Here is a 25,886-nt window from a genome sequence, read left to right as displayed (position 1 = left end):
CCGCGTGCCCCGCCCCGGGGCGCCGCACGGTTACTGAGCCGCGGCCAGCTTGGCCGCGGAGTCGGCGTCCACGCACGCCTGGACCACCGCGTCCAGGTCGCCGTCCAGCACCTGGTCCAGGTTGTACGCCTTGAAGCCCACCCGGTGGTCCGAGATCCGGTTCTCCGGGAAGTTGTAGGTGCGCACCCGCTCCGACCGGTCCACCGTACGCACCTGGCTGCGGCGCGCGTCGGAGGCCTCCCTCTCCGCCTCCTCCTGGGCCGCCGCCAGCAGGCGGGCGCGCAGGATGCGCAGCGCCTGCTCCTTGTTCTGCAGCTGGCTCTTCTCGTTCTGGCAGGAGACGACGATGCCGGTGGGCCCGTGGGTGATGCGGACGGCCGAGTCGGTGGTGTTCACGGACTGGCCGCCGGGGCCGGAGGAGCGGTAGACGTCGATGCGCAGGTCGTTCGGATTGATCTCGACGTCGACGTCCTCGGCCTCGGGCAGGACGAGGACGCCTGCGGCGGAGGTGTGGATGCGGCCCTGGGACTCGGTGGCGGGCACCCGCTGGACGCGGTGGACGCCGCCCTCGTACTTCAGCCGGGCCCACACGCCCTGGCCGGGCTCGGCGGGATTCCCGCCGGAGGACTGGCGGGCCTTCACCGCGACCTGGACGTCCTTGTAGCCGCCGAGGTCGGACTCGTTGGCCTCGATGACCTCGGTCTTCCAGCCCTGCCGCTCGGCGTAGCGCAGGTACATGCGCAGCAGGTCGCCGGCGAACAGCGCGGACTCCTCGCCGCCCTCGCCCGCCTTGATCTCCAGGATGACGTCCTTGTCGTCGCTGGGGTCGCGCGGGACGAGCAGCAGCCGCAGCCGTTCGGTGAGCTCCTCGCGCCGGGCCTCCAGCTCCTTGACCTCGGCGGCGAACTCCGGGTCGTCGGCGGCCAGCTCGCGGGCGGTGGCGATGTCGTCACCGGTGCGCTTCCACTCGTGGTAGGCGCCCACGACCGGGGTCAGCTCGGCGTAGCGCTTGCCCAGTCTGCGGGCGTTGGCCTGGTCCGCGTGGACGGCGGGATCGGCGAGCCGCTTCTCGAGGTCGGCGTGCTCGCCGATCAGTTCCTCGACCGCCTCGAACATCGTTGAGTCCTTCGTGTGGGGAGAGGGCTGCCGGGACGGCAAAACGCCGGTCCGGCCCTCCCTGGGGGACGGCCGAGGACCGGCGTTCGGGGTCGCTACTTCTTGTTCCTCGACCCGGCGTTCTTGCCGAAGCGGGCCTCGAAGCGGGCCACACGGCCACCGGTGTCGAGGATCTTCTGCTTGCCCGTGTAGAACGGGTGGCACGCGGAGCACACGTCGGCACGGATGGCGCCCTCGGTGACGGTGCTACGGGTGGTGAAGGAGTTTCCGCAGGTGCAGCTGACCTGGGTCTCCACGTACTCCGGGTGGATGTCGCGCTTCAAGGTCTCTCCTAGGTATCGGGAGGGTTCCGGGTCGCACCGGCTCCTCGCGCCCGACGGTCGGGCGACGGGGATGGCTGCCTGCGCGTGAACCGGGACCGACGCACCAGTCTGCCACTACTGGCCGCACCTCCCAAAACCAGATGGCAGAGGATGCTATTCCCCGGCCTCCCCGGCCTCCCCGGCCTCCACGGCGTTCTCGGCCTCCGTGGCCTCCCGGGCCGCCGACCCCTTGGTGGCGGAGTCGGGGATCGGCCGGTCCGTCTTGAGCGCGTCCCAGACCCGCTCCGTCTGCACCCCGATCGGCACCACCCGGTTGGGGTCGGCGGATGAGTAGCGCACCGGCAGGGTGACCATCTCGATGTCGTCCGGGTCGACGCCCTTCACAACACCGGCCAGACCGGCCAGGTCGGAGACCGACGCCAGGGCCGCGTCGGTGGTGAGATGGGAGGTGACGGCGTCGAGGAGGTCGTAGGTCTTCTTGGGGTCGGAGAACACCCCGACGTCCCCCACCCGGTCGGCGAGGGCCTTGACGAAGGCCTGCTGGAGCTTTATGCGGCCCAGGTCGCTGCCGTTGCCCACGCCCTTGCGGGTGCGGACCAGGGCCAGGGCCTGCTCCCCGTCCAGGGTGTGGCGTCCCGGCTCCAGGTCCAGCCGGCTGTCCTCGTCCTCGATCGGTTCGGTGACGGTCATCTCCACCCCGCCCAGTTCGTCGACCACCTTCTCGAAGCCGTCGAAGTCGAGTTCCACGTAGTGGTCCATGCGGATTCCGGTCATCGACTCGACCGTCTTGACGGTGCAGGCCGGGCCGCCGATCTCGTACGCCCGGTTGAACATCGTGCGCCGGGCGGCGGGCGCCGTGCCGCCGTCGGTCTTCTCGCACTCGGGCCGCTCGACGAGGGTGTCGCGGGGGATGGAGACGACGGACGCCCGGTCGTGCTCCTTGTTGACGTGGACGATCATCGCGGTGTCGGAGCGGGCGGTGCCGTCGTCGCGGCCGTAGCGGGAGTTGTCCCCGGCGCGGGTGTCGGAACCGAGCAGGAGGATGTCCAGGGTGCCGTCGGGGACGTCGGCGGGCCGGTTCGGCCCCAGGACGGAGTCGATGTCGATGCCGGCGATGTTGCCGTCGATCCTGGAGTAGACGAGCCCGAGTCCGGCCCCGGCCAGCACGAGGACGCCGACCGCGGCCCACGCGGCCGCGTACAGCCCCCTGCGCCGCCGCGGGCGCGGGCTCCGGCGTTCCTGCCCGCCGCTCTCCCCGCCACCGGTGGTGGTGTCCTCGTCCGCCATGTCGTTCCTCGTCTGCCGTGCCTCTCCCCTGCCGTGCGGGACTGCCGCGGGGCCGTCCGGCGCCTGTCGGAGCCGTCGGACCGGGCCGGGCCGGACGGACAGCGGTCGGCGAGGGACCTCCCTCTCCACTTGCGACGGCGTACCCCTATCGGGCCTGATCACTCCGTGCCGCCCGCTCCGGCGGGCGGCACGGGCCCGGGCGGTGACGGGCCCGGGCGGTGACGGGCCCGTGGCACACGGCGAGGGCCGCCCCACCGTGTGCGGTGGGGCGGCCCTCGCCGTGCCTTGCCGTGCTGTGCCGTGCTGTGGTGCTGTCCGTGCGGGACGCCGGTCAGTCGCCGTTGCCGGGCGCCGGCGTCGTCTTCTGGATCTGCATCAGGAACTCGGCGTTCGACTTCGTCTGCTTCATCTTGTCCAGCAGCAGCTCGATGGCCTGCTGCTGGTCCAGCGCGTGCAGGACGCGCCGCAGCTTCCAGACGATGCCCAGCTCGTCGGAGCCCATCAGGATCTCCTCCTTGCGGGTGCCGGACGCGTCGACGTCCACCGCCGGGAAGATCCGCTTGTCGGCGAGCTTCCGGTCGAGCTTGAGCTCCATGTTGCCGGTGCCCTTGAACTCCTCGAAGATGACCTCGTCCATCCGCGAGCCGGTCTCGACCAGCGCGGCGGCCAGGATCGTCAGGGAGCCGCCGTCCTCGATGTTCCGCGCGGCGCCGAAGAACTTCTTCGGCGGGTAGAGCGCGGTGGAGTCGACACCGCCGGACAGGATGCGGCCCGACGCGGGAGCGGCCAGGTTGTACGCGCGGCCCAGGCGGGTGATGTTGTCCAGCAGCACCACCACGTCGTGGCCGAGCTCCACCAGCCGCTTGGCCCGCTCGATGGCCAGCTCGGCGATGGTGGTGTGGTCCTCGGCGGGGCGGTCGAAGGTGGAGGAGATGACCTCGCCCTTGACCGACCGCTGCATGTCGGTGACCTCCTCCGGCCGCTCGTCCACGAGCACGACCATCAGGTGGCACTCGGGGTTGTTGCGGGTGATGGAGTTGGCGATCGACTGCAGGACCGTGGTCTTGCCCGCCTTGGGCGGGGCCACGATCAGACCGCGCTGCCCCTTGCCGATGGGCGAGACCAGGTCGATGATCCGCGAGGTGAGGTGGTTCGGCTCGGTCTCCAGCCGCAGCCGCTCCTGCGGGTACAGCGGGGTGAGCTTGCCGAACTCGGGCCGGCCCTTGCCGCTCTCGGGCGACATGCCGTTCACCGAGTCCAGGCGCACCAGCGCGTTGAACTTCTCGCGCCGCTCGCCCTCGCGCGGCTGGCGGACCGCGCCGGTGACGTGGTCGCCCTTGCGCAGGCCGTTCTTGCGGACCTGGGCCAGGGAGACGTACACGTCGTTCGGGCCGGGCAGGTAGCCGGAGGTGCGCACGAACGCGTAGTTGTCGAGGATGTCCAGGATTCCGGCGACCGGGATCAGGACGTCGTCCTCGGAGATCTGCGGCTCGGCGGCGAAGTCGTCGCGGCCCCGGCGGCCCCGGCGGTCGCGGTAGCGGCCCCGGCGTCCGCGGCGGCCGCCCTCGAAGTCGTCGTCGCGGTTGTCGCGGTCGCCGCGGTTGTCACGGTCGCCGCGGCCCTGGCGGTTGCCGCCGTCCTGGCCCTGCTGACCGCCGTCCTTGCCGCGTCGGTCGCGCTGGCGGCCCTTGCCCTGGCGGTCGCCGCCCTTGTCCTGGCGGTCGCCGCCCTTGTCCTGCTGCTTTTCCTGCTTGTCCTGCCTGCCGCCGTCGCCCCGGCCCTCGGCGGGCCTGTCCTCGGCGGTCTCGGCGGTGGCCTGGGCCTCGGTGCCCCTGCCCTCGCCGCCCTTGCCGCCGCGGCGGCGGCGCTCGCCGGCGGGTTCGTCGCTGACGGGCTGGCCGGGGATGTCGATCTGCTGCTGAGCGGCCTCGCCGGCGGCGCCCTCGGCGCTCTCGCCCGTACGCGCCTTGGAGGTCGCGCGGCGGCGCGGCTTGCTCTCGGCGGGGGCAGCGGGGGCCTCGGCGGCTGCGGCGGCGGAGCCCGAGCCGTTCTCGGCCTGCTTGGCCCGGATCGTCTCGATCAGCTGGCTCTTGCGCATCCGCGCCGTGCCCTTGATACCGAGGCCGGAGGCTACTTGCTGCAGTTCGGCGAGAACCATGCCCTCGAGGCCCGTGCCGGAGCGGCGACGCCTGGGGGCGGTACCGGATGCGGGCGCGGCAGGGGCGTCCGTGGCGGGCGCGGCGGCTTCGGCGGCGTCCACGCCCATCAGATCGGTGGTATCGCTCACGAAGGGTCCTTCCCTGGAGCGGGCGTCGGCCTGTCTGGCTCGGCGACCGGTTGTGCTGTCCGGCGGCGGTCTTCGTCTCGACCGGGCCGGGGCGGTGGTTCCGCCCGGATGTACGGCGGAGGAATCAGGACATGGTCAATACATGGTGTGGCGTGAGGGGATGACGTGCGTCAATCACGCCGTTCCGGAGCGAGCTCGGCACTGCTCGGCAGGCTGCTCAGGCAGTTCTGGAGGCTCCCGGAAGAAGGAGTGGCCCCGTATGGGACTGTACCCATGGGATCACGGAGAGCACCGCACCGCCCTCGGGTCGTCCCAGGAGGCTGCGAGTGCAGACTTGAGGTTAACACTACCGGACCCAACAAACATTCCCCCTCTCCAAGGCCCGCATTCGTGTCACCGGCCCGTGCCGGCCAGCGGCAGCACACCGGCTCCCGCCGTGTCGAGGGACAGCCGGTTGGCCGCCCATCCATCGCCCGCCAGACGCGCGACCTTGTCGGCCGTGGCGTCCCGCGCCAGCGCCAGGACCGTGGGCCCGGCGCCGGAGATGACGGCCGGCACCCCGTCGGCGCGCAGCCGGTGCACCAGTTCCACGCTCTCCTCCATCGCGGGGGCCCGGTACTCCTGATGGAGCCGGTCCTCGGTGGCGGGCAGCAGGAGTTCGGGGCGGCGGGTCAGCGCCTCGACGAGCAGGGCGGCGCGGCCCGCGTTGGCGGCGGCGTCCACATGGGGGACGGTACGGGGCAGCAGTCCGCGGGCGGTCTCGGTGAGCACCGGCCGGTCGGGGACGAAGACCACCGGGACGACGGCGGGGTCCGGGTCCATCCTGATCGCCCGGGCGGCGCCGCCGTCGGTCCAGGCGAGGGTGAAGCCGCCGAGCAGGCAGGCCGCCACGTTGTCGGGGTGCCCCTCTATCTCCGTGGCCAGCTCCAGCAGGGCGGTGTCGTCGAGTTTCTCGGCGCCGCCGGTGGTCACCGCGCGGGCGGCGATGATGCCCGCGCAGATGGCCGCGGAGGAGGAGCCCAGGCCGCGGCCGTGCGGGATGCGGTTGGCGCAGACGACCTCCAGGCCGCGCGGCTGGCCGCCCAGCAGGTCGAAGGCCGTGCGCAGGGAGCGTACGAGCAGGTGGCTCTCGTCGCGGGGCAGGGTGTCGGCGCCCTCGCCGGCGATGTCGATGTGCAGTCCGGAGTCGGCGACGCGGACCACGACGTCGTCGTACAGGCCGAGGGCCAGACCGAGGGCGTCGAAGCCGGGGCCGAGGTTTGCGCTGGTGGCGGGGGTGCGCACCCGGACGGCGGCGGCGCGGAACGCGGGACCGGCCATCGCTCGTTGACTCTCCTTGATGTGACTGTCCTGTGGGACTGCGGGGACTGTGCTGCTCGGATGCTCGGTCGGATGTGCGGGCGGACGCCGGTCCGGCGCGGGTCGCGGACGCGCGGCGCGACGCCTTCGAAAACCGCGGCTGGGGGCCGGACCGGTCCACTGACCTCTGGCACATGCCGTATGACAGGTCGGGACTTCACTCCCACCCTATCGAAGGACGGTTCGGTGGCGGTACAGGGCGTACGGGAGGCGCACGATGCGTGTCGCGCGCCGTCGATGCGCCCCCGCGCCGGGTGCGGCCCCGGCGGGCGCGCACCCGGCGCGGGGGGTCACAGGCCCGGCGCCCTCACACCAGGCCGAGGCGCTCCGCCGCGGCGTCCGCGTCGACGGGGACGACGGTCGGCTGCGGAGCGCCCTGCACGGCCCAGTCCGGGTCCTTCAGGCCGTTGCCCGTGACGGTGCAGACGATCCGCTGGCCGGGGTCGACCTTCCCCTGCTCGGCCGCCTTGAGCAGGCCGGCGACCGAGGCGGCCGAGGCCGGCTCGACGAAGACGCCCTCCTGCGCGGCCAGCAGCCGGTAGGCGGCCAGGATCTGACGGTCGGTCACCTCGTCGATGAGCCCGCCGGACTCGTCGCGGGCCGCCTCCGCGTACTCCCAGGAGGCCGGGTTGCCGATGCGGATGGCGGTGGCGATGGTGCGCGGGTCCTTGACGGGCTCGCCCCGCACGATGGGCGCCGAGCCGGAGGCCTGGAAGCCCCACATCCGCGGTGTGCGCGAGGCGTGGACCCCGCCGTCGGGGCCGGGCGCGGCGTACTCCCGGTAGCCCCTCCAGTAGGCGGTGATGTTGCCCGCGTTGCCGACCGGCAGGACGTGGATGTCGGGGGCGTCGCCGAGCATGTCGACGACCTCGAACGCGGCGGTCTTCTGGCCCTCGATCCGCACCGGGTTGACCGAGTTGACCAGCGACACCGGGTAGTTGTCGGACAGTCCGCGCGCCAGGGTGAGGCAGTCGTCGAAGTTGCCGTCGACCTGGAGGATGCTGGCGCCGTGCACCAGCGCCTGGCCCATCTTGCCCATCGCGATCTTGCCCTGCGGCACCAGCACCGCGCAGACCATCCCCGCGCGCACCGCGTAGGCGGCGGCCGATGCGGAGGTGTTGCCGGTGGAGGCGCAGATGACGGCCTTCGCGCCCTCCTCCTTGGCACGGCTGATGGCCATCGTCATCCCGCGGTCCTTGAAGGACCCGGTGGGATTGGCGCCCTCGACCTTGAGATGGACCTCGCAGCCGGTGCGCTCGGAGAGCACCTGTGCGGGCACGAGCGGAGTGCCGCCCTCGCGCAGGGTGACGACGGGGGTGTCTTCGGTGACCGGAAGCCGGTCGCGGTACTCCTCGATGATGCCCCGCCACTGGTGGGTGCCGGACATTCGAGGAGCGCTGGTGCTGCCAGGACTGGCGGTGGTGACGGTCATCTTCCTCATTCCCCTTCGACCCGCATGGTGCTCGCGACGCCGCGTACGGTGTCCAGTCTGCGCAGCGCCTCGACGGTCGCCGACAGGGCCGCGTCCGAGGCGCGGTGGGTGACGACGACCAGCGACGCACCGTCGCCGGGGCCGTCGATGCCCTGCTGGCGCACGGTGTCGATGGAGACCCCGTGCTCGGCGAAGACGGTGGCGCACTGGGCGAGGACGCCCGGTTTGTCGGCGACGTCCAGGCTGATGTGGTAGCGGGTGACCACCTCGCCCATCGGGCTCACCGGGAGCTGGGCGTAGGCCGACTCCCCCGGCCCCCGGGCGCCGGCGAGCTTGTTGCGGCAGACGGCGACCAGATCGCCCAGCACCGCCGAGGCGGTGGGCGCGCCGCCCGCGCCGGGCCCGTAGAACATCAGCTGACCGGCGGCCTCCGCCTCGACGAAGACCGCGTTGTACGCCTCGCGGACGGAGGCGAGCGGGTGGGTCAGCGGGATCATCGCCGGGTGGACGCGGGCGGTGACCGAGCGCCCGTCGGCGGCGCGCTCGCAGATGGCCAGCAGCTTGACCGTGCAGCCCATGCGCCGCGCGGAGGCGATGTCGGCGGCGGTGACCTCGGTCAGCCCCTCGCGGTGCACGTCGTCCAGGCGGACGCGGGTGTGGAAGGCGATACCGGCCAGGATCGCGGCCTTGGCGGCGGCGTCGAAGCCCTCGACGTCGGCGGTCGGGTCGGCCTCGGCATACCCCAGGGCGGTGGCCTCGTCCAGCGCCTCGGAGTACCCGGCGCCGGTGGAGTCCATCCGGTCGAGGATGAAGTTGGTGGTGCCGTTGACGATGCCCAGGACGCGGTTGACCTTGTCGCCGGCCAGGGACTCGCGCAGCGGGCGCACCAGCGGGATCGCGGCCGCGGCGGCGGCCTCGTAGTAGAGGTCCGCCCCGTGTTTCTCGGCCGCCTCGTGGAGGGCCGGACCGTCCTCGGCCAGCAGTGCCTTGTTGGCCGTGACCACACCGGCGCCGTGTTCGAAGGCGGTGGTGATCAGGGTGCGGGCCGGCTCGATGCCGCCGATGACCTCGATCACCACGTCGATGTCGTCCCGGGCCGCCAGCGCGGCGGCGTCGGTGGTGACCAGCTCGGGCGCTATGCCCTCGCGGACCCTCCCGGGACGGCGGACGGCGACCCCGGCCAGCTCGACCGGGGCCCCGATCCGGGCGGCGAGATCCTCCGCGTGCGTCGTCATGATGCGTGCCACCTCTGAGCCGACGACCCCACAGCCCAGCAGCGCCACCTTCAGCGGACGCGTACGCATCATCAGACCTCGCTTCTCCACAGTCCTGAGGACTCAAGTCTCACGCACGGGTGGCGGGATCCCCCGCTCCATCCAGCATGCGAGACGTCATCCTCCGTTTTTGAGATGCCCCGGTGAGGGGCCGCCGCCCGGACGGCGTCCGGGCGGTGTCCGGACGCCGTCCGGGCCGGGCTCAGCCGACATCCAGGCCGAGCAGGTCCTCCTCCGTCTCGCGCCGCACGATCACCCGGGCCTCCCCGCCCGAGACCGCCACCACCGGCGGCCGCAGGGAGTGGTTGTAGTTGCTCGCCATGGACCGGCAGTACGCGCCGGTGGCCGGGACGGCGAGCAGGTCGCCGGGGGCCAGGTCGGCGGGGAGGAAGGCGTCGCGCACCACGATGTCGCCGCTCTCGCAGTGCTTGCCGACCACGCGCGAGAGCATCGGCGCGGCCCCGGAGGTGCGGGAGGCCAGCGCCACGGAGTACTCGGCGTCGTACAGCGCGGTGCGGATGTTGTCGGACATGCCGCCGTCCACACTGACGTAGGTGCGCAGCCCCGGAAGCTCCTTGACGGTGCCGACCTCGTAGAGGGTGAAGGTCGTCGGGCCGGCGATGGCCCGGCCCGGCTCGACCGACAGCCGCGGCGCGGCCAGCCCGGCGGCCCGGCACTCGTGGGCGACGATCTCGTGCAGCGACTTGGCGATCTCGTGGGGCTCGCGCGGGTCGTCCTCGGGGGTGTAGGCGATGCCCAGACCGCCGCCGAGGTCGATCTCGGGCAGCTCCACGCCGTGCTCGTCGCGGACCTCGGTCAGCAGCTGCACCACACGGCGCGCGGCGACCTCGAAACCGGCCATGTCGAAGATCTGCGAGCCGATGTGGGAGTGGATGCCCACCAGCTCCAGGCTGTCCAGCTTCAGCACCCGCCGCACCGCCTCGGCGGCCTGCCCGTCGGCGAGCGCGAGCCCGAACTTCTGGTCCTCGTGGGCGGTGGCGATGAACTCGTGGGTGTGCGCCTCCACGCCCACCGTCACCCGGATCTGCACCCGCTGGCGCCTGCCGAGCCGCTCGGCGATGTGCGCGACGCGGGCGATCTCCTGGAAGGAGTCCAGCACGATCCGGCCGACCCCGGCCTCCACGGCCCGCTCGATCTCGGCGGTGGACTTGTTGTTGCCGTGCAGCGCGATGCGCTCGGCGGGCATCCCGCCGGCCAGCGCGGTGGCCAGCTCGCCGCCGGAGCAGACGTCGAGGTTGAGGCCCTCCTCGGTCAGCCAGCGCACCACCGCGCGGCACAGGAAGGCCTTCCCCGCGTAGAACACGTCGGCCTCGTCGCCGAAGGCCTCGCGCCAGGCGCGGCAGCGGGCCCGGAAGTCGTCCTCGTCCAGGACGTAGGCGGGGGTGCCGAACTCCTCGGCCAGCGCGACGACGTCCAGCCCGCCGACGGTGGTCACCCCCCGCTCGTCGCGGGCGACGGTACGGGACCACACGCGCGGGTCGAGGGCATTGAGGTCGGCGGGCGGCGGGGTGTAGTGCCCCTCGGGCAGGACGTCGGCGTGGCGGGGCCCGGCGGGGTGTGCGGAACGGCTCATGGTCGCTTCGTGCTCTCCATCACAGATGTACGGGTGCGGTGACGCCCAGCCGGGACAGGCCGCCGGCCAGCACCGTCCCGGCGGCCTGGGCGAGGGCCAGCCGGGCGCGGTGGGCGGCCAGGGGTTTGTGCTCCCCGGCCGGCAGCACGGACGCGTGTATGCCGAGGAGGCCGTCGGCGACCGTCTCCAGACGGCGGGCGAGCCGGCCGGTGTCCCCCAGCGCGGCGACCCGCTCGTACTCGGCCAGCGCCCCCAGCAGCTCCGCCTCGCGCGGCGCGTCGTAGGCGTACCCGCCCGCCCCGGCCTCGGGCGCGAAGCCCAGGGCGCGTGCGCCGCGCAGCAGCGCGCGGGCGCGGGCGTGGGCGTACTGGACGAGGAAGAGGGGGTTGGACTCGCGCTGCTCCAGCAGCTTCGGGCCGGGCTCCACGCCGGTGGCGGCGGCCCACCCGCGGACATCGCGCGCGGGGTCGGTGCGCTCCGCGAGCGCGTACTCCCCCTCCCGCGCCGCCAGGGCCTCCACCAGCTCCGCCCGGGCCCCGCCCGCCACGGTGATGTTGAGGAACCCGGGCCCGGCGACCGCCACCTCGGCGATGCCGGCCTCGCGCGCCAGCCTCTCCCGCAGAACCTCGGCCACGCTCCGGGCGGGCCGTCCGGTGACGGCGGCCAGCCGCAGCGCGGCGTTGGTGGCGTAGTCCCCGCAGCCCGGCCGCGGTGGACGCCCCACGGTGATCCGCTCCGGCAGCCCGTCCAGCGCCTCCAGCGCGCCCGGGGACAGCTCGCCCAGCGCGCCGTCGCCGGCCACACGGCGCACGGTGCGCAGCACGGTGCGCGAGAGCTGGGCGGGAGTCACGCGTCAAGGGTATGGGAGGGAGGGTGGGGAGGCGCGAACGTGTTTCAAGGGGTGACACGCACCTCACACCGGCCCGTGCCCACCGCCCCGTACCGCGGGGCTCGTCCCGCTCACCAGGGCTGCCGTATCACCCCGGCTGCCCCACGGCGGGCTCCGTCCCGCACGCGCCGCCGCCGCACCCGCCGGCGGCCAGCCGCCGCACCGTCCGCACCAGCTCCACCGGCTCGAACGGCTTGGCCACGAACGCGTCCACCGCCGCCGCCCGCGCCCGCTCGCCGGCCAGCTCCGACCGCATGCAGGCGCTGACGATCGCCAGGGGGATGCCGCGCGTCCGCTCGCCGGCGCGCAGCCGCTCGGCGGTCCGCAGGCCGTCGAGCCGGGGCATGACCACATCGAGCGTGATCACGTCGGGCCGCACCCGCTCCACGATCTCCAGACACTCGGCACCGTCGGCCGCGGTCACGACCTCGAAGCCTTCGAGTTCGAGGTTGACCCTGATCAGCTGCCGGATGACCCTGCTGTCGTCCACCACAAGGATCCGGCCGGACATGCCAGGCACACCCCAGAGAGTAGGCCCGCACCTCCGCCTGCGTCCGGCTTTCGCCCTTTTCCGCCCGCCCGGCGCCGGCAAACCCTGTCCGATCCACCCCCGGGAAGCTGGTAGTGTTCTACCTGTCGCAGCGATCAACCGATCGCCGCCGACAGGCCCCCGTAGCTCAGGGGATAGAGCAACGGCCTCCGGAGCCGTGTGCGCAGGTTCGAATCCTGCCGGGGGTACCTCGCAGAAGGTACCGACAGACCTCGCCACCAGCCACGACGCTGGGTGCGGGGTCTTCGTATGTGCACTTGGACCTGCGATCCCAGGACGTCACCCGCCCCTCAGCCCCACGGGACGAAGCCGTCCGACCGGTCCAGATGGAATGGAGAGCCGGGGCGCTCCGGCTTCCAGCCGCGCGCGAGGGCGGTGCGGACGGCATACGCGACCTCCCCGGGCAGCACGGGGTCGGCGGGTACGCCGACCCAGTTGCCGGTGTGCGGCCGGCCGGTCGTGACGACGAGCACGGTGCCCGGCCGGCCGGCGTCCTCGACTGCGTAGGCGCAGGGAGACCAGCACATGCCCTGGCCGTACGTGGGTCTCCCGCGCAGGCGCCAGCGATAGGCCGTGCCGTCGACCACGATGCGCCGTGATCCTTTCCGCCTCAACGCCATGTTCCCCTCACAGCCGCGCTCTCGGGCAGGCTCGCGCCCTGCCGCAGGCCGAGGACAGCCAACGCAACCGTGCGGACGCGCCGGTACACCCGGAAAGTCGTGGGCAGAACCAGTGGCAGTCCAGCAGTCAGCTCATAACAGGCTGTCTCGTCACAGACAGCGAAAGTGTAGGGCCGTCCCTCCTTCAGAGCCGCCAGCGCGTCTTCCCCCGCGTACGAACTTCGGGCCCATTCCCGCATGCCCCCGCCAGGGTCGAGACCTCCTGGACCGATTACGTGCGCACATCCCGAGGGCAGCCAGGAAGCGTCGGGTTCGGGATCGAGCGCCCTGGCCACTCGTTCTGCCTGCCCGCGCATCCATCGGACCGCCAGACGCGGAGTGGAGGCCCAGTGACTTCCGAGCACGATCCGCGACGCCTGATCGAGCGGAGTCGCCGACAACTCGCACCGGATATACACACGGTTGCCGCCCTGCATCACAGCTCCCGGCCTTCCTTGTTCGCGATCTCACCGCGAACGCCCAGCGGCTCTGTCATGTCATCCACCACTTACGTCTGGGTTCCGTCGTTGTGTCGGCCGCGCGGGTCGCCGGCCGACGCGGCGCCATGTCCTCCAGCGCCGTGCGGGCACTCCATGGCGAGCCGCAGCAGTTCGGCCAGTCGTTCCGCCGTCTGCGGGGAGACACGGCCCAGTTCGATCAGTCCTTGTCCGAATGCGTTGAGGTCCGCTCGCAGATAGGGGAAGTCCTTGTACAGCCCTGCCGCGATCAACACGTCGCGCAGCGCCGCGACCGCGTCCCGGGCCGCGTACCACTCACGGCTGTCGATCGGCGACCAGCTCGCCTCGTCGTTCGGTTCCTCGCCGTCACCGTGCACGAGCCGTCTCCTGACCCGCGCCGTCCGCGTGCGTGTGCTCCTCGCCGTACCGGTCCGCCCGTGCGAGCAGTTCCGAGGCCGCGATGAACATGGCTGCCAGTGCCGCCAGCCGGGCCGGGCTGATGCCCGGCGGTCGCATGGGAGCGCGCAGCCAGGTGTAGCGGTCGCCGCTGAGCGGCATGGGGCCGGGAACGACGATGACCGAGCCGTCGTCCAGGTAGCGGTAGTCGGGAGGGCTCGGGGACTCCCCCGTCACCATCCGCGTGAAGCGGCTCCGGGAGTTCGGCGGCAGGAAGAAGCCCACCCGCTTCGCCGCCCAGTCGGCCGAGACCGGCCCGAGCGGCATCCCGCGCCGGTCGAGCTGGTCGAAGGTCTCCAGGCCGATCCGCTGGTCGAGTACCACCACGTCGAAGAGGCGACCGGCCGGCAGCGCGTACGGTCGGCGGGGATCGTCCAGCCACGCCGCACGGCATGCCCCCGGATCGTCAGCGGCGGCGGACAGCCACTGAACGCCCCGCCGCGTCATCATCTGCACCTGATACCACCTCGGTTGACCGATGCGGCGACCCCTCGGCCGCCGTGTGATCAGACTCGGTTCCGGGGCCTTGAGCTGGGGAGATGACGAGAGGCGACGAGGGGTGACGCGCATGGGGCGACCACGTCACCCCTCGTCATCCCCCAGTCGGCAGGCACCCCCGCTTTTCGGTTCCGTGTGACTTGTCGGATGCGTAGAGTCATGGTGAGTGGAGGCCGCGACGGCTGTTCGTGCAGGGAGTGGTGGCGGTGGCAACGGCCCAGTCGATAGGGGGTCTTCTACGCGGTGCCCGCAGGGACCGCGGGTGGGGTCAGTTGAGGCTTGTACGTGAGATGCGCCAGGCCGCCGCCCGCCAGGGCCAGACACTCCCGGCCGACTCCAGCGTGAAGCGTAGGATCGCCAGTTGGGAGAACGACCACAGCGTTCCGGACGAGTTCTACGGGCCGCTGCTGTGCGAAGCCCTCGGCAAGACCGGTGCCGAGCTCGGGCTGAACCACCTCACCGGCCACGACGCCCGGCTTCTGGAGACCAGGTATCCACCGGCTCCCGAGAGCGCGATCGACTCACTCGCCCAGTTGTGGCGTGCCGATCTCAACGAGTACGAGCCGCTGCTCCATGCCGCGCCGTCCGAGCCCGCGTGGAGCGAGGCGTCCCTCCGCTGGCTTGTGGCCCCGAAGCCTTCACCGCCGGCGGTCGAGGAGCGGAGCGGCGTCCGTGTAGGGCTCGCCGATGTGGCCGCCATCAAGACGACGAGCGAGATGTTCGCGCAGTTGGACGACCGCTTCGGCGGAGACCACGCCCGGCATACCCTGATCCAGTACCTCAGCCGAGACGTGGCGCCACTGCTCACCGGCCAGTACAAGGCATCCGTCGGACGCGCGCTGTTCTCCACCGTCGCGGAGGCCACGCTTCTGGCCGCGTGGATGTCCTACGACGCCTGTCATCACGGCCTCGCCCAGCGGTACTTCCTCCAGGCCCTCCGACTCGCGCAGGACGGCGACGACCGGCGACTCGCCGGAAGCATCCTGTCCGCGATGAGTCACCAGGCGACGTTCCTCGGCCACTACGCCCAGGCCGCCACGCTCGCCCGCGCGGCCCGTATGGGCATCTCCGGGGTGGCCACGCCGACGCTGCTGGCCCAGTTCCACGCCATGGAGGCCCGCGCCCTGGCCCGTACCGGCGACACGCGAGCGTGCGAGCAGGCCCTCACCGAGGCGACCCGGGCCCTGGAGAGCCGCAACAGCGGCGACGAACCGGAGTGGATCACCTACTTCGACGAGGCCGAACTCGCGGCGGAGGCCGCCCACTGCTTCCGCGACGTCGACCACGCGCGCCGAGCCGTCGCCCACGCCGAGAACGCCATGAGCGGCACGCACGTCCGCAGCGACTTCTTCGCGACCATGGTGCTCGCCGACGCCCACCTACGGGCCGGCGACCCGGAGGAGGCGTGCCGGGTGGCACTGGACGCCCTCGATCTCGGCGAACAGCTCAAGTCCGCCCGCTGCGTCAGCTACCTCGCCGAGTTCCGGCAGCGTCTGGCACGTATCGGCTCCACGGCCGTCGTCCGTGACTTCTACGAGCAGGCAGCGGATCACCGGCTGTGGGAGGCAGCCGACAGGCTTCCCACCACGTAGCCCCTGGCCCGAGCACGATGGACTGGGATGATCCACGCATGGTTTACCCCGCTACGGAGGATCTGTCCTCTGCCGAACGCGCCTTCATGATCAACGCTTCCGAGATCGACATCCTGCCCGGAGTGTGGGGAGATCTGCCCGAGCCTCTGGCCAGCGGCCCGGCTTCCGAACTCGTCCCCACCCTCCTGTCTCTTGTGGACAAGGGGTGGATCAACGTCTCGCGCGTCATCCCCTGGACAGCTCCCGACGGAACCGCCGGCTTCCAACCCGGCCCTCCGCTGCCACGCGTAAGCCTCCCCGGCCTCCTCGCAGACGAGCCGAATTGGGAGTACACCGCGGACTTCGAGTTCATGGGGGCGCTCACCCTGACCCTCACCGAAGAAGGCGATCGGATCCAGCGGTGATCCGATCCGGCAGCGTCGGAGGTCTGAGCGCGGCTCAGAACGGCTGCCAGTCCTTCCGGCTGCCATCCGTGCGCAGGGCGCGGACGCGGCGGGGGAACTCCTCGGCCGACCTGGGATCTGTGGTCACCCGGTGGCCGAGCCAGAGCGTCATCATCAGCTCGCGCAGGTCGGCGAGGACGGGATAGCCGGGCCAGTTCATGAGGTCGAAGCCGTAATGGTGGACGAACGACTCGTACTCGGCTCGGGTGTGCCAGCCGAAGCGGTCGTAGTAGAGCGCGGTCAGGACGAGGTCCCACTCCCGGGGAGCGAGCGCGAGGCCGTCGAGGTCGATGAGGATGGCCCGGCCGTCGCGGTCGCGGAGCGCGTTCCCGACGTTCGCGTCGCCGTGGATCATGCCGAAGGGGAGGACGAAGTCCAGTCGGTCGTACTCCTTGAGCAGTCGTCCGGCCCGCTCCTCCAGGAAGGCCCGGTCGTCTTCCGCGACGCCGTCGAGGCCACGGAAGGAGTCCCGCACCTTGGCGGCCGGATCGAAGTACGGCAGCCCCAGCGTCTCCGGTTCCTCCAGCCAGTGCAGCCGGCGGAGCAGGTCGGCCAACTCGTCCAGGCGCGCGTACTCGGTGCGGTCCTGCGCGTTCACCCAGTACGTGACGACACGCCCGCCGATCACCGCAGGTTGCTCCACGCCGGGGACGACGCGGGCGGCCGGGAAGTCCTGCTCCTCCAGCCAGCGCGCCACCCGCACGGCCCGCTCCATCTCCTCCAGGCTGTCCCGGTCGCGCGCGATGCGGACGATGACCGGGGAGGCCGCCAGGCGGTACACCGCGTTGGAGCCGAGCCGCAGCAGCTCCGCACCGGACGCGTCCAGCCCGGCCGTACGGCATGCTTCGAGGAGGACGGCTCCCGCGGTCTCGGCCGTGAACTCCTCCGCGCCGCCCTGAGACTCGTCATCACCTCGGATCATGCGAACGACGCTACCGGCCGCCTCGCACACGTGACAGGCGGTCCGCGTAGTAATGGCGTAATGATCTTGGGTCCGACCGGCTCTCGCCCCCGCTCCCCCGCAGGTCAGCACCCGTGTGCCGGTTCGCCCGCTCGTGGCCTCCGGAGCCGTGTGCGCAGGTTCGAATCCTGCCGGGGGTACCTCGCAGTAGGTGCCGACAGACCCCGTCACCAGCCACGACGCTGGGTGCGGGGTCTTCGTACGTGTGCAGCCGGACGCCGCCGAAGGCAGCCCCATGACAGCGATCATGTAGTAATGCCGCAGTAACCGGAAGCCGCTTCCGCCCAGTTCGAGTCCCGGTTTCGGACCACGCGCGGACCAGTCCCCGGACATGCCGAGAGCCCCGGATCTCTCCGGGGCTCATAGGCTCAGCGGGCACGCCCCTCGCCGTCTCGTCCCGCTACCGGCTTCCCGGCAGCGCGAAGATCACGAACGAGTGCGTAGACGGCGATCAGAAAGACGAGGGCCCCGCCTACTGCCCACAGCGCGGACGTCCCTGCCTGGTGCTCACCTATGCCGATGAAGAGGAACATCGCGCCGCCGAGGACGCCGAAGGCTGAGATCAGCGTGCTGATGCGGTTGGTCACGCGTACATCTTCGACGACGGCGGCACGCCTGCACAGGAAGGTTCGATCCGCAGGACGGGTTTTGCAGTGCCTGGCACGAACCCGGGACGCTTCCCCGCCCGTCAGGTCGAGCACGACGACCTCAGCGAACTCGCCCAGGTCCGCTGTGACGGAAGGCGGCCCGCACCGCCGGGAGTTGGGTACGGGCCCTGCGTAGCCGGACGCGTCGGTAGCGGCTCGGGATGCGCGCCTCACCGAGTCGAGCGTCCTCGGACGGACGCCGGTCAGCCGATCGTGAACGAGCCCCGACAGCATGAATAACTCCAGTTATAATAGATGCACCTATTCATGCAGAGGTGCACTGTGGACAAGCCCGCCGAGATGTTCGACCGCGACTTCGAGTGGGCCGAACTGACCCGCTTCGCCACCCTGCCCGGCCCGCGCGCCACCCTGGGCGTGGTCTCCGGCCGGCGCCGCCAGGGCAAGACCTTCCTCCTGGACGCCGTCACACGGGCGAGCGGCGGCTTCATGTTCACCGCCACCGAGACCACCGAGGCCGACGCCCTGCGCCAGTTCGGAGAAGCGCTCGCCCGCTACCGCGGCCAGCCCACGCCGTTCCGCTTCGCCCACTGGGACGAGGCGGTGACCGAGCTCATGCGCATCGCCGACGGAGGTGGCCCCACCGCCGCGGTCATCGACGAGTTCCCCTTCCTCGCCAAGGCCTCCCCCGCCCTCCCCTCGATCATCCAGCGCGCCCTCGACCCCGCCGCCCAGCACACCAACACTCCCGTACGGCTCCTGCTGTGCGGTTCCGCCCTGTCCTTCATGGGCGGGCTCCTCGCCGGTGACGCCCCGCTGCGCGGCCGTGCCGGGCTGGAACTCATCGTCCCCACCCTGGACTTCCGCCTCGCCGCCGAGTTCTGGGAGATCACCGACCCGCGCACCGCGCTGCTCACCCACGCCATCGTCGGCGGCACCCCCGCCTACCGTCGTGAGTTCACCCAGGGCGATGCCCCCACTGGACCCGAGGACTTCGACGCGTGGGTCGCCCGCGCCGTCCTCAACCCCGCCCGTCCTCTCTTCCGCGAGGCCCGCTATCTGCTCGCGGAGGAGCCCGAACTCCACGACACCGCGCTCTACCACTCCGTCCTGGCCGCCATCGCCGCCGGGAACACCTCACGCGGCGGCATCGCCGACTACCTCGGCCGCAAGTCCACCGACCTGGCCCACCCACTCAGCGTTCTCCATGACGTAGGCATGATCACCCACGAGGCCGACGCCTTCCGCCGCAATCGCTCCGCCTACCGCATCGCCGAACCCCTGATCGCCTTCTACCACGCGGTCATGCGCCCCGCCTGGGGCGACCTGGAGCGACCGGGACGCGCGCCCGCCGTCTGGCGCCGCGCCCAGTCCACCTTCCGCAGCAAGGTCGTCGGCCCGCACTTCGAGCAGGTCTGCCGCGAGTGGGCCCGCTGGCACGCGGCCCCCGCCACCCACGGCGGGCAGGTCACCCGGGTCGCCGCCGGGACCGTCAACGATCCCGCCGCGAAGACCGGCCACGAAGTCGACGTCGCGGTGCACGGCGAGACCGACAACGGCCGCGAGGCACTGCTCGCCATCGGCGAGGCCAAGTGGAACGACGTCATGGGCATGGGGCACCTCGAACGCCTCCGGCAGATCCGCGCCCTCCTCGTCGCGCGCGGCACCGCACACGACACGACCCGGCTGCAGTGCTACAGCGGCGCCGGCTTCACCGGCGAACTGCGCCGCCTCGCCGAGGACGACCCCACCGTCCAGCTGATCGATCCCGTCCGTCTGTACCACGGCGACTGATCCGATCACGGGCACGCGGTGGCACGGTCGCGCGGGGCCGTTCAACCCGGTTCGGCGGTGGGAAGGTTTCCGCTGGAATCGGCCCGGCGGGGCCGCGGCCTCGACGGGATGTGCCCATGTTGCATGTGCGCTTCGACAGCGGGGAGTTGGCCCGGTTGCGGGTGGCGCGGCGGACCGATCCGCTGTGGGAGGCCGTACTGAGCCTGCACCTGCTGCAGAACCGGCAGGCCGCGCTCGTCTTCGATCCCTGGCGCCAGGAGGTGCGCGCCGCGCTGGAGCGGCGCCGGATGGTCCCGTTGGTCCGGGAGCTGATGCGACTGTGCCCGCCGGCCCCGTACTTCCCCGACTTCCTCACCCCCGGCCGCGGTGAGGACGACCTGGACGCGGCCCTGGAGCGGGTGCTGGCCACGCCCCGGCGGCGGCTGGCCGAGGAGCTGGCGCGGGTGTACGTGCGCGGTCCGGTGCCGCGGAGCGTGCGGTGGGTGGCCGAGGGCGGGGCGGAGGCGCTGCGCTGGCTGGGCGAGGCCCTGCGCCGCTACCACGGCGTGGCGGTGGCCCCGTATCTGGCGGCCGTCCGGGCACAGGCCGCGGCCGACCGCGCCCGCCGGGGCGAGGCCGCCCTGGCGGGGGGCGCGGAGGCGCTGCTGGCGAGTTACGCCGCGCCCGAGGGGTGGGAGTACGGCGGGCGCGCGCTGCGGGCGCCTTATCCGCTGGAGCGTGAACTGCCTCTGCGAGGAAGGGCGTTGACGCTGATGCCCGGCTTCTTCTGCGTCCGCACCCCGCTGGTGCTGGCGGACGACTCGCTGCCGCCGGTCCTGGTGCATCCGCTCTCCCCCGCGCCCGGCTGGTTGCCCCGGCTGCGGCGGGACGAGGCGGCGCCGCCGGTGGCGCAGCTGATCGGCGGTACGCGCTCACGGGTGCTGGAGTTGCTGGAGGAGCCGGTGACGACCACCGGCCTGGCATCGCTCACGGGCCTGGCGCCGTCGACGGTGAGCCACCACGTGGCGGTGCTGCGGGACGCGGGGCTGGTGGCCTCCCGGCGGGACGGGACGCGGGTGCTGCACCGCCGCACCCCGCTGGGCACCGCCCTTCTGGACGGGCCCGTGCCCTGAGCCGGGCGCCCCCGGACGGGCGCCCGGACACGGGTCGCGCGGCCTACGGGCAGTCGGGGACGCCAGGGATCCTGTTGTCCGGGGTGGCGGCGTAGATGTTCGTCATGTAGCCGCCGTACTGGGGCAGGTAGGCCCACCAGTCGTTGGTGTAGGGCGGCACGGAGACCGTCTGGCCGCGCCTCTGGCAGCCGACCAGGACGTCGACGCCGGCCGGCAGGGTGGTCACCACGGAGGAGCCGGTGGTGGGCCCGGTGCGGACGCGGACGCCGGAGCCCCAGGTGCCGGCCCAGGTGCCCGCCGGGCGCCGGGCTCCGGGGACGTCGAGCGAGCCGGTCAGCTCGGTGAGCCGGGAGTAGGCGGTGCCGTACGGGGTGCCGTCGGGGTGGAGGGTGAGGACGGCCACGATGGCGCGGTCGTCGCCGCCGACCGTGCCCGTGGAGTGCAGGGCCTCGCTCACCAGGTCCAGTTCCCCGGCGGATGCGGCGGAGGCAGTGGGCGCGGCGGAGGCGATGGACGCGGCGGAGGCAGTGGACGCGGCGGAGGCAGTGGACGCGGACGCCGTGGCCGGGGTGTCGGCGGTGCAGCCGCCGGAGCCGAAGCCGGACCAGCCCTGCTTGACCGCCCAGGGCCGCTCGAAGGCGGAGGCGATGCCGGAGTACTGGTCGTAGCCGTCGCTCGCGCAGCGGGTGGCCTGCCGCAGGTTGCCCATGACGAAGTCGCGTACGGCCGCGGGTGCGGCGTCGAGGACGTGGCGGTAGATCCGTACGGTGTCCGCGGCGGTGGTGGCGGTGTAGCCCCAGTAGCCGGGGTGGGTGGACGGCGGCGGGGCGGTGCCGGTGAGGGCGAGCCGGGAGACCATCCGGTTCACGATCGCAGCGCCTCCCCGGGTGGACCAGTAATGGCTCGCGGCGAAGTCGTCGCTGCTGCGCAGCATGGCCGTCAGACGGACGCGGTCGGCGTCCGGGAGGGTGTCCGGGCCGCGGTCCCACAGCAGGTCCAGTGCGATGAGCAGTTTCATCACCGAGGCGGCGCGGAAGCGCGTGTCCGCGTTGATCCGCTCGGTGAAGGCGCCGGCGCCGCGGTCGAAGACGGCGACGCCCGCGGTGACCCCGGCCGGGATGCGGGCCTGCGGCCCCGGCCCGTTCCGGGCGGCCGACGCGGGGGCCGCCAGGCCCGTGCCGAGCATCCCCAGGGCGAGCAGGACGACGGTGAGCGGGGCCCGTACGCGGCGCGGGGTGGTGCGCCGCCGGGCCGCCCCGCACGGTGCGGACGGTGGTACGGGTGGGGACGTGGCCGGGAGGTGTGCGTACATCGTGTGCGGGCTCCTCGGGGCAGGGGTGGGGGAAGGGGAGGGATGGGAAGGAGCCGCGGTCGCGGCGGACGGGCGCGGTCATCGTGAGAGCCAGAGCTTGTCAGGTGCAAGACATTCCAGCTGGTTCGAAAGGCTCCCGCCGCCCGTTGTGAGCCGGCGCCGGTCCGGTTACGTTCCCACCGTCCCGCAGCCGGCGGCCGGCGCGTTCCGCGGGCTGCGCCCCCACCCTCACACCACGAGGAGCCACCGCATGTCTTCGCGATCCCTCACGCCCCCCGCCTCGCGGCGCCGGCCGCTCGGGCGGCTCCTGGCCGCGCTGGCCGGGATGCTGGCCGTACTGGCCGGAACACTCACCGCGGCTCCGGCCGCCGCGGCGGCGGAGGCCGGCACGCTGGCCGCCCCCAACTTCAAGGCCCCCTACGCCTGCGGCCAGAGATGGACCTACAGCCACCACTCCGCTGAGGTGCGCCGCGCGCTGGACTTCGTCCGCGCCGACGGCGGCTCCACCGCGGGCGCCCCCGTCCTGGCCTCGGCGGCGGGCACGGCCACCCGGCACTACCAGGCGGGCGGCGCGGGCAACTACGTCGTCATCGACCACGGCGGCGGCTGGAAGACGTACTACTTCCACCTGGCGTCCTTCTCCGTGGCGAGCGGCGCCTGGGTCGGGCAGGGGCAGCAGATCGGCACCACCGGCAGCACCGGCAACTCCTCCGGCGCCCACATCCACTACGAGCAGCTCTACAACGGCGTCGGGCAGAACATCCGCATCAACGGCTCGGCCCTGGCCTACCCCGGCGGCTACTACCAGTACTACCTCACCAGCGACAACGGCTGCGGCGGCGGGAGCAACTTCACCACCTGGGGTTCGGGCGTGCGCGTGCGCGCCGACGCCTACCTCTCCTCGGCCGTGGTGACCACCCTGGCCGGTCCCACCCGGGTCACGGTCGTCTGCCAGAAGCAGGGCGACACCGTCAACGCCGAGGGCTACACCAACAACTGGTGGAGCAAGCTCCGCGACCAGGGCGGCTTCATCTCCAACATCTACATCGACCACCCCTACGCCAAGCTGCCGGGCGTACCGAACTGCTGACGCGCGGCGCGACGGAACGCGACTTCGGGGCCCGGCCGTACGGTCGGGCCCCTTCGTTCCGTCCGGTCGGTCCATCGGGTTGGATGGGCGGAGCGCCGCCAGTGCATCGGCGGGCGGCCTTACGCGGAAGAGGGGCAGTCAGCACATGGGATTCACGCCGGGCCGCCGCATCACCCACTGCCCGTACTGCGGGACGCGCTACGCGGACGGCGCCGGGTGGCCCAGGGACTGCGCGGGCTGCGGCGAGACGAGCTGGGCCAACCCCCTGCCCGTCGCGGTCGCGCTCCAGCCCGTCGCCACCGCCCAGGGCGGCCGGGGGCTGGTGGTGGTGCGGCGGGACATCGAGCCCTTCCGCGGCGAGCTGGCTCTGCCCGGCGGTTACATGGAGCTGGGCGAAAGCTGGCGGCAGGCCGCGGTGCGTGAGCTGTGGGAGGAGACCGGGCTGGAGGCGGCGGCGCGGGAGGTGGCCCTCGTCGACGTCCACAACGGGGGCACCAGCCTCCTCGTCTTCGGTCTGCTGCCCGAGCGGGACGCCGCCTCCCTCCCCCCGTCGGCGCCCACGGCCGAGGCCACGGAGTGGATGGTGCTGGAGGAGCCGGCCGAGCTGGCCTTCCCGGCGCACACCGAGGTGATGCGCGGGTATCTGGCGGGGGAGGCCGCCGGCCCGGCCGTGTAGGGCGGCGCCGCTCAGGGCCCGGGGCGGCGGGCCGGTACCGGGGGCGATACAGGGGGCGATACAGGGGGCCGGGGCGGTGACGCGGGCCGTTTCGCGGTGGTTTCCGCCCGGATCTCACGGAACCTTGGAAGCCGTATCGCGAGAAGACGTTTACGAGCGCTTCATACGGCGATACCTTGAAGCAATGGGAGCGCTCCCAGCAACGCGGTTGGCGGATGACCCCCACGCCCCCTCCCGCCGACCCCGGCAACGGGAGCGCCCCGTGTATGGCCGCACACCAGCCGGCGGATCGCTGTCGGCCCGGCCCGCTCCGCGGGCGGGAGCCGGCAGCCGCCCGCCGACGCGGAAGACTCCGAAGGAGACCCCCCACCATGGCTGTTCAGCACACCGCCCGGCGCATGGCGCCGGCCCGCTCCCCCCGCTCCTTAGCCCTCCTCGGGGCTGCACTGTTCGGCCTCGTCATGGCCTCCGCGCCCACTCCGGCCACGGCGCACGGCGCGACCATGATGCCGGGCTCGCGCACCTACCTGTGCTACCAGGACCTGGTCAGGAGCGGACACCAGACGCCCGCCAACCCGGCCTGCGCGGCCGCGGTCCGGGAGGACGGGACCACCGGGCTGTACAACTGGTTCGCCGTGCTCGACTCCAACGGCGGCGGACGCACCACGGGCTACATCCCGGACGGCAAGCTGTGCAGCGGCGGCGACCGGGGACCGTTCGACTTCTCCTCGTACAACGCCGCCCGCGGCGACTGGCCGAAGACCCACCTCACCTCCGGCGCGAACGTCCGGATCAAGCACAGCAACTGGGCGCACCACCCGGGCCGCTTCGACGTCTACATCACCAAGCAGGGCTGGTCCCCGAACAAGGCCCTGGCCTGGGGCGACCTGGAGAAGATCAACACCGTGACCAACCCGCCGCAGTCGGGCAACGTCGGCTCCGAGACCGGTCACTACTACTGGGACGTCCGGCTGCCGCAGCGTTCCGGCCAGCACCTCATGTACATCCACTGGACCCGCTCCGACAGCCAGGAGAACTTCTACTCCTGCTCCGACGTCGTCTTCGACGGCGGCAACGGCAACGTGACGTGGTGACCGGCAGGCGCCCCGCACCGGGGACGCGCTGACCCCACCGGGCCCCGCCGGACTCCTCCGGCGGGGCTCTTCCGTGCCCGTCCGCGTCCCCCCGGGTCCGTCCATGCGTGTGCCCCGCCGGAGGCGTCCGGCGGGGCACACGCATGGACGGGCCCCGCGGATTCGGCCGGTCCGGCGACCCGCACCTCCGGACGGGCACTGACGCACCCGCCGCGGCGCGGCGAGGGCGTACGGGTGACGGGGCGGGCCGCTGACCTGCGAGAAAACACCTCTCCCTTCACTCGTGCGGGGCAATGGGACGGGAGGCGCCCCCGGGCGGCCACAAGGGCTCTGAGCTGGGACTTAGCCGATTCGGCTACCGGCCGTGATGGATTGCGTGCGCATATGTGCCGATTTAACGTGAATTGCGCGTGGTAGTGATCGGCTCATCACGGGCCGTGACGCAGTCCATGTGTCCTTTCCCCGGGCCCGGTCCCGCACCGGGCCCTCCCCTCCCAGGAGGTTTCTCCACGATGGTCAAGTCGAAGCTCAGCAAGCTCGCCCTGGTCGCCGCCGGTGGCGCCGTCGCACTCGCCACCGCCGCCGGGCCGGCCTTCGCCGAGCCGCCCGCCCCCTCCGCCGACCTCGGCCGGCAGAGCGTCGAGGCCCCGCGCGCCGGTGCCGAGACGCGCAACCCGGAGATGGCGCCGGAGTCGATGGACGTCAGGCACCACCACACCTACAAGGGCCGGGTCATCGCCCGCACCGGCCTGAACGTCCGCAGCAAGCCCACCACCCACAGCCGGGTTCTGGCGACCCTGCCCCACGGCAAGATCGTCCACATCGAGTGCAAGGTCAACAGCCAGAACATCGACGGCAACCCGCGCTGGTACAAGCTGGACCGCAAGTACCACCACCACAACGGCTGGGTCTCCGCCCGCTACGTGCAGAACATCGGTCCGGCCCCGAAGTACTGCCACCGCTGACGGCCGCGGCCGGCCCTCCGAGCGCCCGTCCCCGTCGCCCATCCGGCGGCGGGGGCGGGC

Annotated in this window: 23 protein-coding genes, 2 tRNA genes and 1 pseudogene; 10 read left to right on the top strand and 16 right to left on the bottom strand. The window is 72.4% G+C overall.

Annotated features, from left to right (window positions below; all coding sequences use genetic code 11):
- Positions 1–30: 30 nt before the first annotated feature.
- From prfA to CUT83_RS10770, 10 genes are all read right to left on the bottom strand, one after another.
- Positions 31–1,116, bottom strand: a complete 1,086-nt coding sequence (gene prfA / locus CUT83_RS10815) for a peptide chain release factor 1 (protein WP_101255642.1) — start codon at positions 1,114–1,116, stop codon at positions 31–33.
- 95 nt (positions 1,117–1,211) lie between these two features.
- Complete coding sequence (rpmE, locus tag CUT83_RS10810; protein WP_093847685.1) at positions 1,212–1,439, bottom strand: 50S ribosomal protein L31; 228 nt, start codon at positions 1,437–1,439, stop codon at positions 1,212–1,214.
- 153 nt (positions 1,440–1,592) lie between these two features.
- Complete coding sequence (locus CUT83_RS10805; RefSeq protein WP_101255641.1) at positions 1,593–2,726, bottom strand: LCP family protein; 1,134 nt, start codon at positions 2,724–2,726, stop codon at positions 1,593–1,595.
- 331 nt (positions 2,727–3,057) lie between these two features.
- Positions 3,058–5,013: a transcription termination factor Rho gene (gene rho / locus CUT83_RS10800; RefSeq protein WP_101255640.1), complete on the bottom strand. Its 1,956-nt coding sequence runs from the start codon at positions 5,011–5,013 to the stop codon at positions 3,058–3,060.
- Positions 5,014–5,406: 393 nt separating this feature from the next.
- Positions 5,407–6,333: a homoserine kinase gene (gene thrB, locus CUT83_RS10795; protein ID WP_101255639.1), complete on the bottom strand. Its 927-nt coding sequence runs from the start codon at positions 6,331–6,333 to the stop codon at positions 5,407–5,409.
- Positions 6,334–6,679: 346 nt separating this feature from the next.
- Positions 6,680–7,759: a threonine synthase gene (thrC, locus tag CUT83_RS10790; protein WP_101255638.1), complete on the bottom strand. Its 1,080-nt coding sequence runs from the start codon at positions 7,757–7,759 to the stop codon at positions 6,680–6,682.
- A 50-nt stretch (positions 7,760–7,809) separates the two neighbouring features.
- Complete coding sequence (locus tag CUT83_RS10785; protein ID WP_101255694.1) at positions 7,810–9,108, bottom strand: homoserine dehydrogenase; 1,299 nt, start codon at positions 9,106–9,108, stop codon at positions 7,810–7,812.
- Between the two features lie 172 nt (positions 9,109–9,280).
- Positions 9,281–10,672, bottom strand: a complete 1,392-nt coding sequence (lysA, locus tag CUT83_RS10780) for a diaminopimelate decarboxylase (protein WP_101255637.1) — start codon at positions 10,670–10,672, stop codon at positions 9,281–9,283.
- Positions 10,673–10,691: 19 nt separating this feature from the next.
- Positions 10,692–11,522 carry a DALR anticodon-binding domain-containing protein gene (locus CUT83_RS10775; RefSeq protein WP_101255636.1) on the bottom strand — a complete coding sequence of 277 codons (831 nt, stop codon included), beginning with the start codon at positions 11,520–11,522 and terminating at the stop codon, positions 10,692–10,694.
- Positions 11,523–11,649: 127 nt separating this feature from the next.
- Positions 11,650–12,072, bottom strand: coding sequence for a response regulator (locus CUT83_RS10770; RefSeq protein ID WP_101255635.1), 423 nt, complete (start codon positions 12,070–12,072; stop codon positions 11,650–11,652).
- Between the two features lie 155 nt (positions 12,073–12,227).
- On the opposite strand from CUT83_RS10770, the gene CUT83_RS10765 reads away from it, so the two are divergent.
- Positions 12,228–12,299: transfer RNA gene (locus CUT83_RS10765), tRNA-Arg, on the top strand.
- 102 nt (positions 12,300–12,401) lie between these two features.
- On the opposite strand, the gene CUT83_RS10760 is transcribed toward CUT83_RS10765, so the two are convergent.
- The 3 genes from CUT83_RS10760 to CUT83_RS10750 all read right to left on the bottom strand — a co-directional run bounded on the left by CUT83_RS10760 (position 12,402) and on the right by CUT83_RS10750 (position 14,134).
- Entirely contained in the window at positions 12,402–12,698 is a 297-nt protein-coding gene (locus tag CUT83_RS10760) for a hypothetical protein (RefSeq protein ID WP_420882475.1), read from the bottom strand.
- A gap of 580 nt (positions 12,699–13,278) precedes the next feature.
- Entirely contained in the window at positions 13,279–13,605 is a 327-nt protein-coding gene (locus CUT83_RS10755; RefSeq protein ID WP_101255633.1) for a hypothetical protein, read from the bottom strand.
- Complete coding sequence (locus CUT83_RS10750) at positions 13,595–14,134, bottom strand: bifunctional DNA primase/polymerase (protein ID WP_240958286.1); 540 nt, start codon at positions 14,132–14,134, stop codon at positions 13,595–13,597. Before CUT83_RS10750 ends, CUT83_RS10755 begins: the two co-directional genes overlap by 11 nt.
- A gap of 236 nt (positions 14,135–14,370) precedes the next feature.
- Here CUT83_RS10750 and CUT83_RS10745 point away from each other — a divergent pair, with 236 nt between their 5' ends.
- Together CUT83_RS10745 and CUT83_RS10740 are read left to right on the top strand one after the other, a co-directional pair.
- Positions 14,371–15,774 carry an NsdA family TPR-like regulatory protein gene (locus CUT83_RS10745; protein WP_500691331.1) on the top strand — a complete coding sequence of 468 codons (1,404 nt, stop codon included), beginning with the start codon at positions 14,371–14,373 and terminating at the stop codon, positions 15,772–15,774.
- 38 nt (positions 15,775–15,812) lie between these two features.
- Entirely contained in the window at positions 15,813–16,178 is a 366-nt protein-coding gene (locus tag CUT83_RS10740) for a hypothetical protein (RefSeq protein WP_101255630.1), read from the top strand.
- 34 nt (positions 16,179–16,212) lie between these two features.
- Here CUT83_RS10740 and CUT83_RS10735 read toward each other — a convergent pair whose 3' ends face one another.
- The gene (locus CUT83_RS10735) at positions 16,213–17,139 is read right to left on the bottom strand and encodes a phosphotransferase enzyme family protein (protein WP_101255629.1); all 927 of its coding nucleotides are present in this window, start codon (positions 17,137–17,139) and stop codon (positions 16,213–16,215) included.
- 107 nt (positions 17,140–17,246) lie between these two features.
- Here CUT83_RS10735 and CUT83_RS30070 point away from each other — a divergent pair.
- A tRNA-Ser gene (locus CUT83_RS30070) sits at positions 17,247–17,318 on the top strand.
- 228 nt (positions 17,319–17,546) lie between these two features.
- Here the strand turns inward: CUT83_RS30070 and CUT83_RS10730 are convergent.
- A complete protein-coding gene (locus CUT83_RS10730) occupies positions 17,547–17,765 on the bottom strand; it encodes a hypothetical protein (protein ID WP_101255693.1) in 219 nt (72 codons plus the stop codon).
- Between the two features lie 327 nt (positions 17,766–18,092).
- Here CUT83_RS10730 and CUT83_RS10725 point away from each other — a divergent pair, with 327 nt between their 5' ends.
- Together CUT83_RS10725 and CUT83_RS31375 are read left to right on the top strand one after the other, a co-directional pair.
- Complete coding sequence (locus tag CUT83_RS10725; RefSeq protein ID WP_240958280.1) at positions 18,093–19,577, top strand: AAA family ATPase; 1,485 nt, start codon at positions 18,093–18,095, stop codon at positions 19,575–19,577.
- Positions 19,578–19,693: 116 nt separating this feature from the next.
- The gene (locus CUT83_RS31375) at positions 19,694–20,689 is read left to right on the top strand and encodes an ArsR/SmtB family transcription factor (RefSeq protein WP_101255627.1); all 996 of its coding nucleotides are present in this window, start codon (positions 19,694–19,696) and stop codon (positions 20,687–20,689) included.
- A gap of 43 nt (positions 20,690–20,732) precedes the next feature.
- Here CUT83_RS31375 and CUT83_RS10715 read toward each other — a convergent pair whose 3' ends face one another.
- Entirely contained in the window at positions 20,733–21,875 is a 1,143-nt protein-coding gene (locus CUT83_RS10715) for an SH3 domain-containing protein (RefSeq protein WP_101255692.1), read from the bottom strand.
- Positions 21,876–22,251: 376 nt separating this feature from the next.
- On the opposite strand from CUT83_RS10715, the gene CUT83_RS10710 reads away from it, so the two are divergent.
- From CUT83_RS10710 to CUT83_RS10695, 4 genes and pseudogenes are all read left to right on the top strand, one after another.
- Entirely contained in the window at positions 22,252–23,091 is an 840-nt protein-coding gene (locus CUT83_RS10710) for a M23 family metallopeptidase (RefSeq protein WP_101255626.1), read from the top strand.
- Between the two features lie 145 nt (positions 23,092–23,236).
- Complete coding sequence (locus CUT83_RS10705; RefSeq protein WP_101255625.1) at positions 23,237–23,767, top strand: NUDIX domain-containing protein; 531 nt, start codon at positions 23,237–23,239, stop codon at positions 23,765–23,767.
- Positions 23,768–24,165: 398 nt separating this feature from the next.
- A pseudogene (locus CUT83_RS10700) lies at positions 24,166–24,855 on the top strand (lytic polysaccharide monooxygenase auxiliary activity family 9 protein); the annotation flags it as partial.
- Between the two features lie 518 nt (positions 24,856–25,373).
- Entirely contained in the window at positions 25,374–25,826 is a 453-nt protein-coding gene (locus CUT83_RS10695; protein ID WP_101255624.1) for an SH3 domain-containing protein, read from the top strand.
- Positions 25,827–25,886 lie beyond the last annotated feature (60 nt).

This window comes from Streptomyces barkulensis, from assembly GCF_002843305.1.
GTDB lineage: Bacteria > Actinomycetota > Actinomycetes > Streptomycetales > Streptomycetaceae > Streptomyces > Streptomyces barkulensis.
Note: the sequence above shows the minus strand (reverse complement) of the source record. Positions and strands in the feature narration are given on the sequence as shown.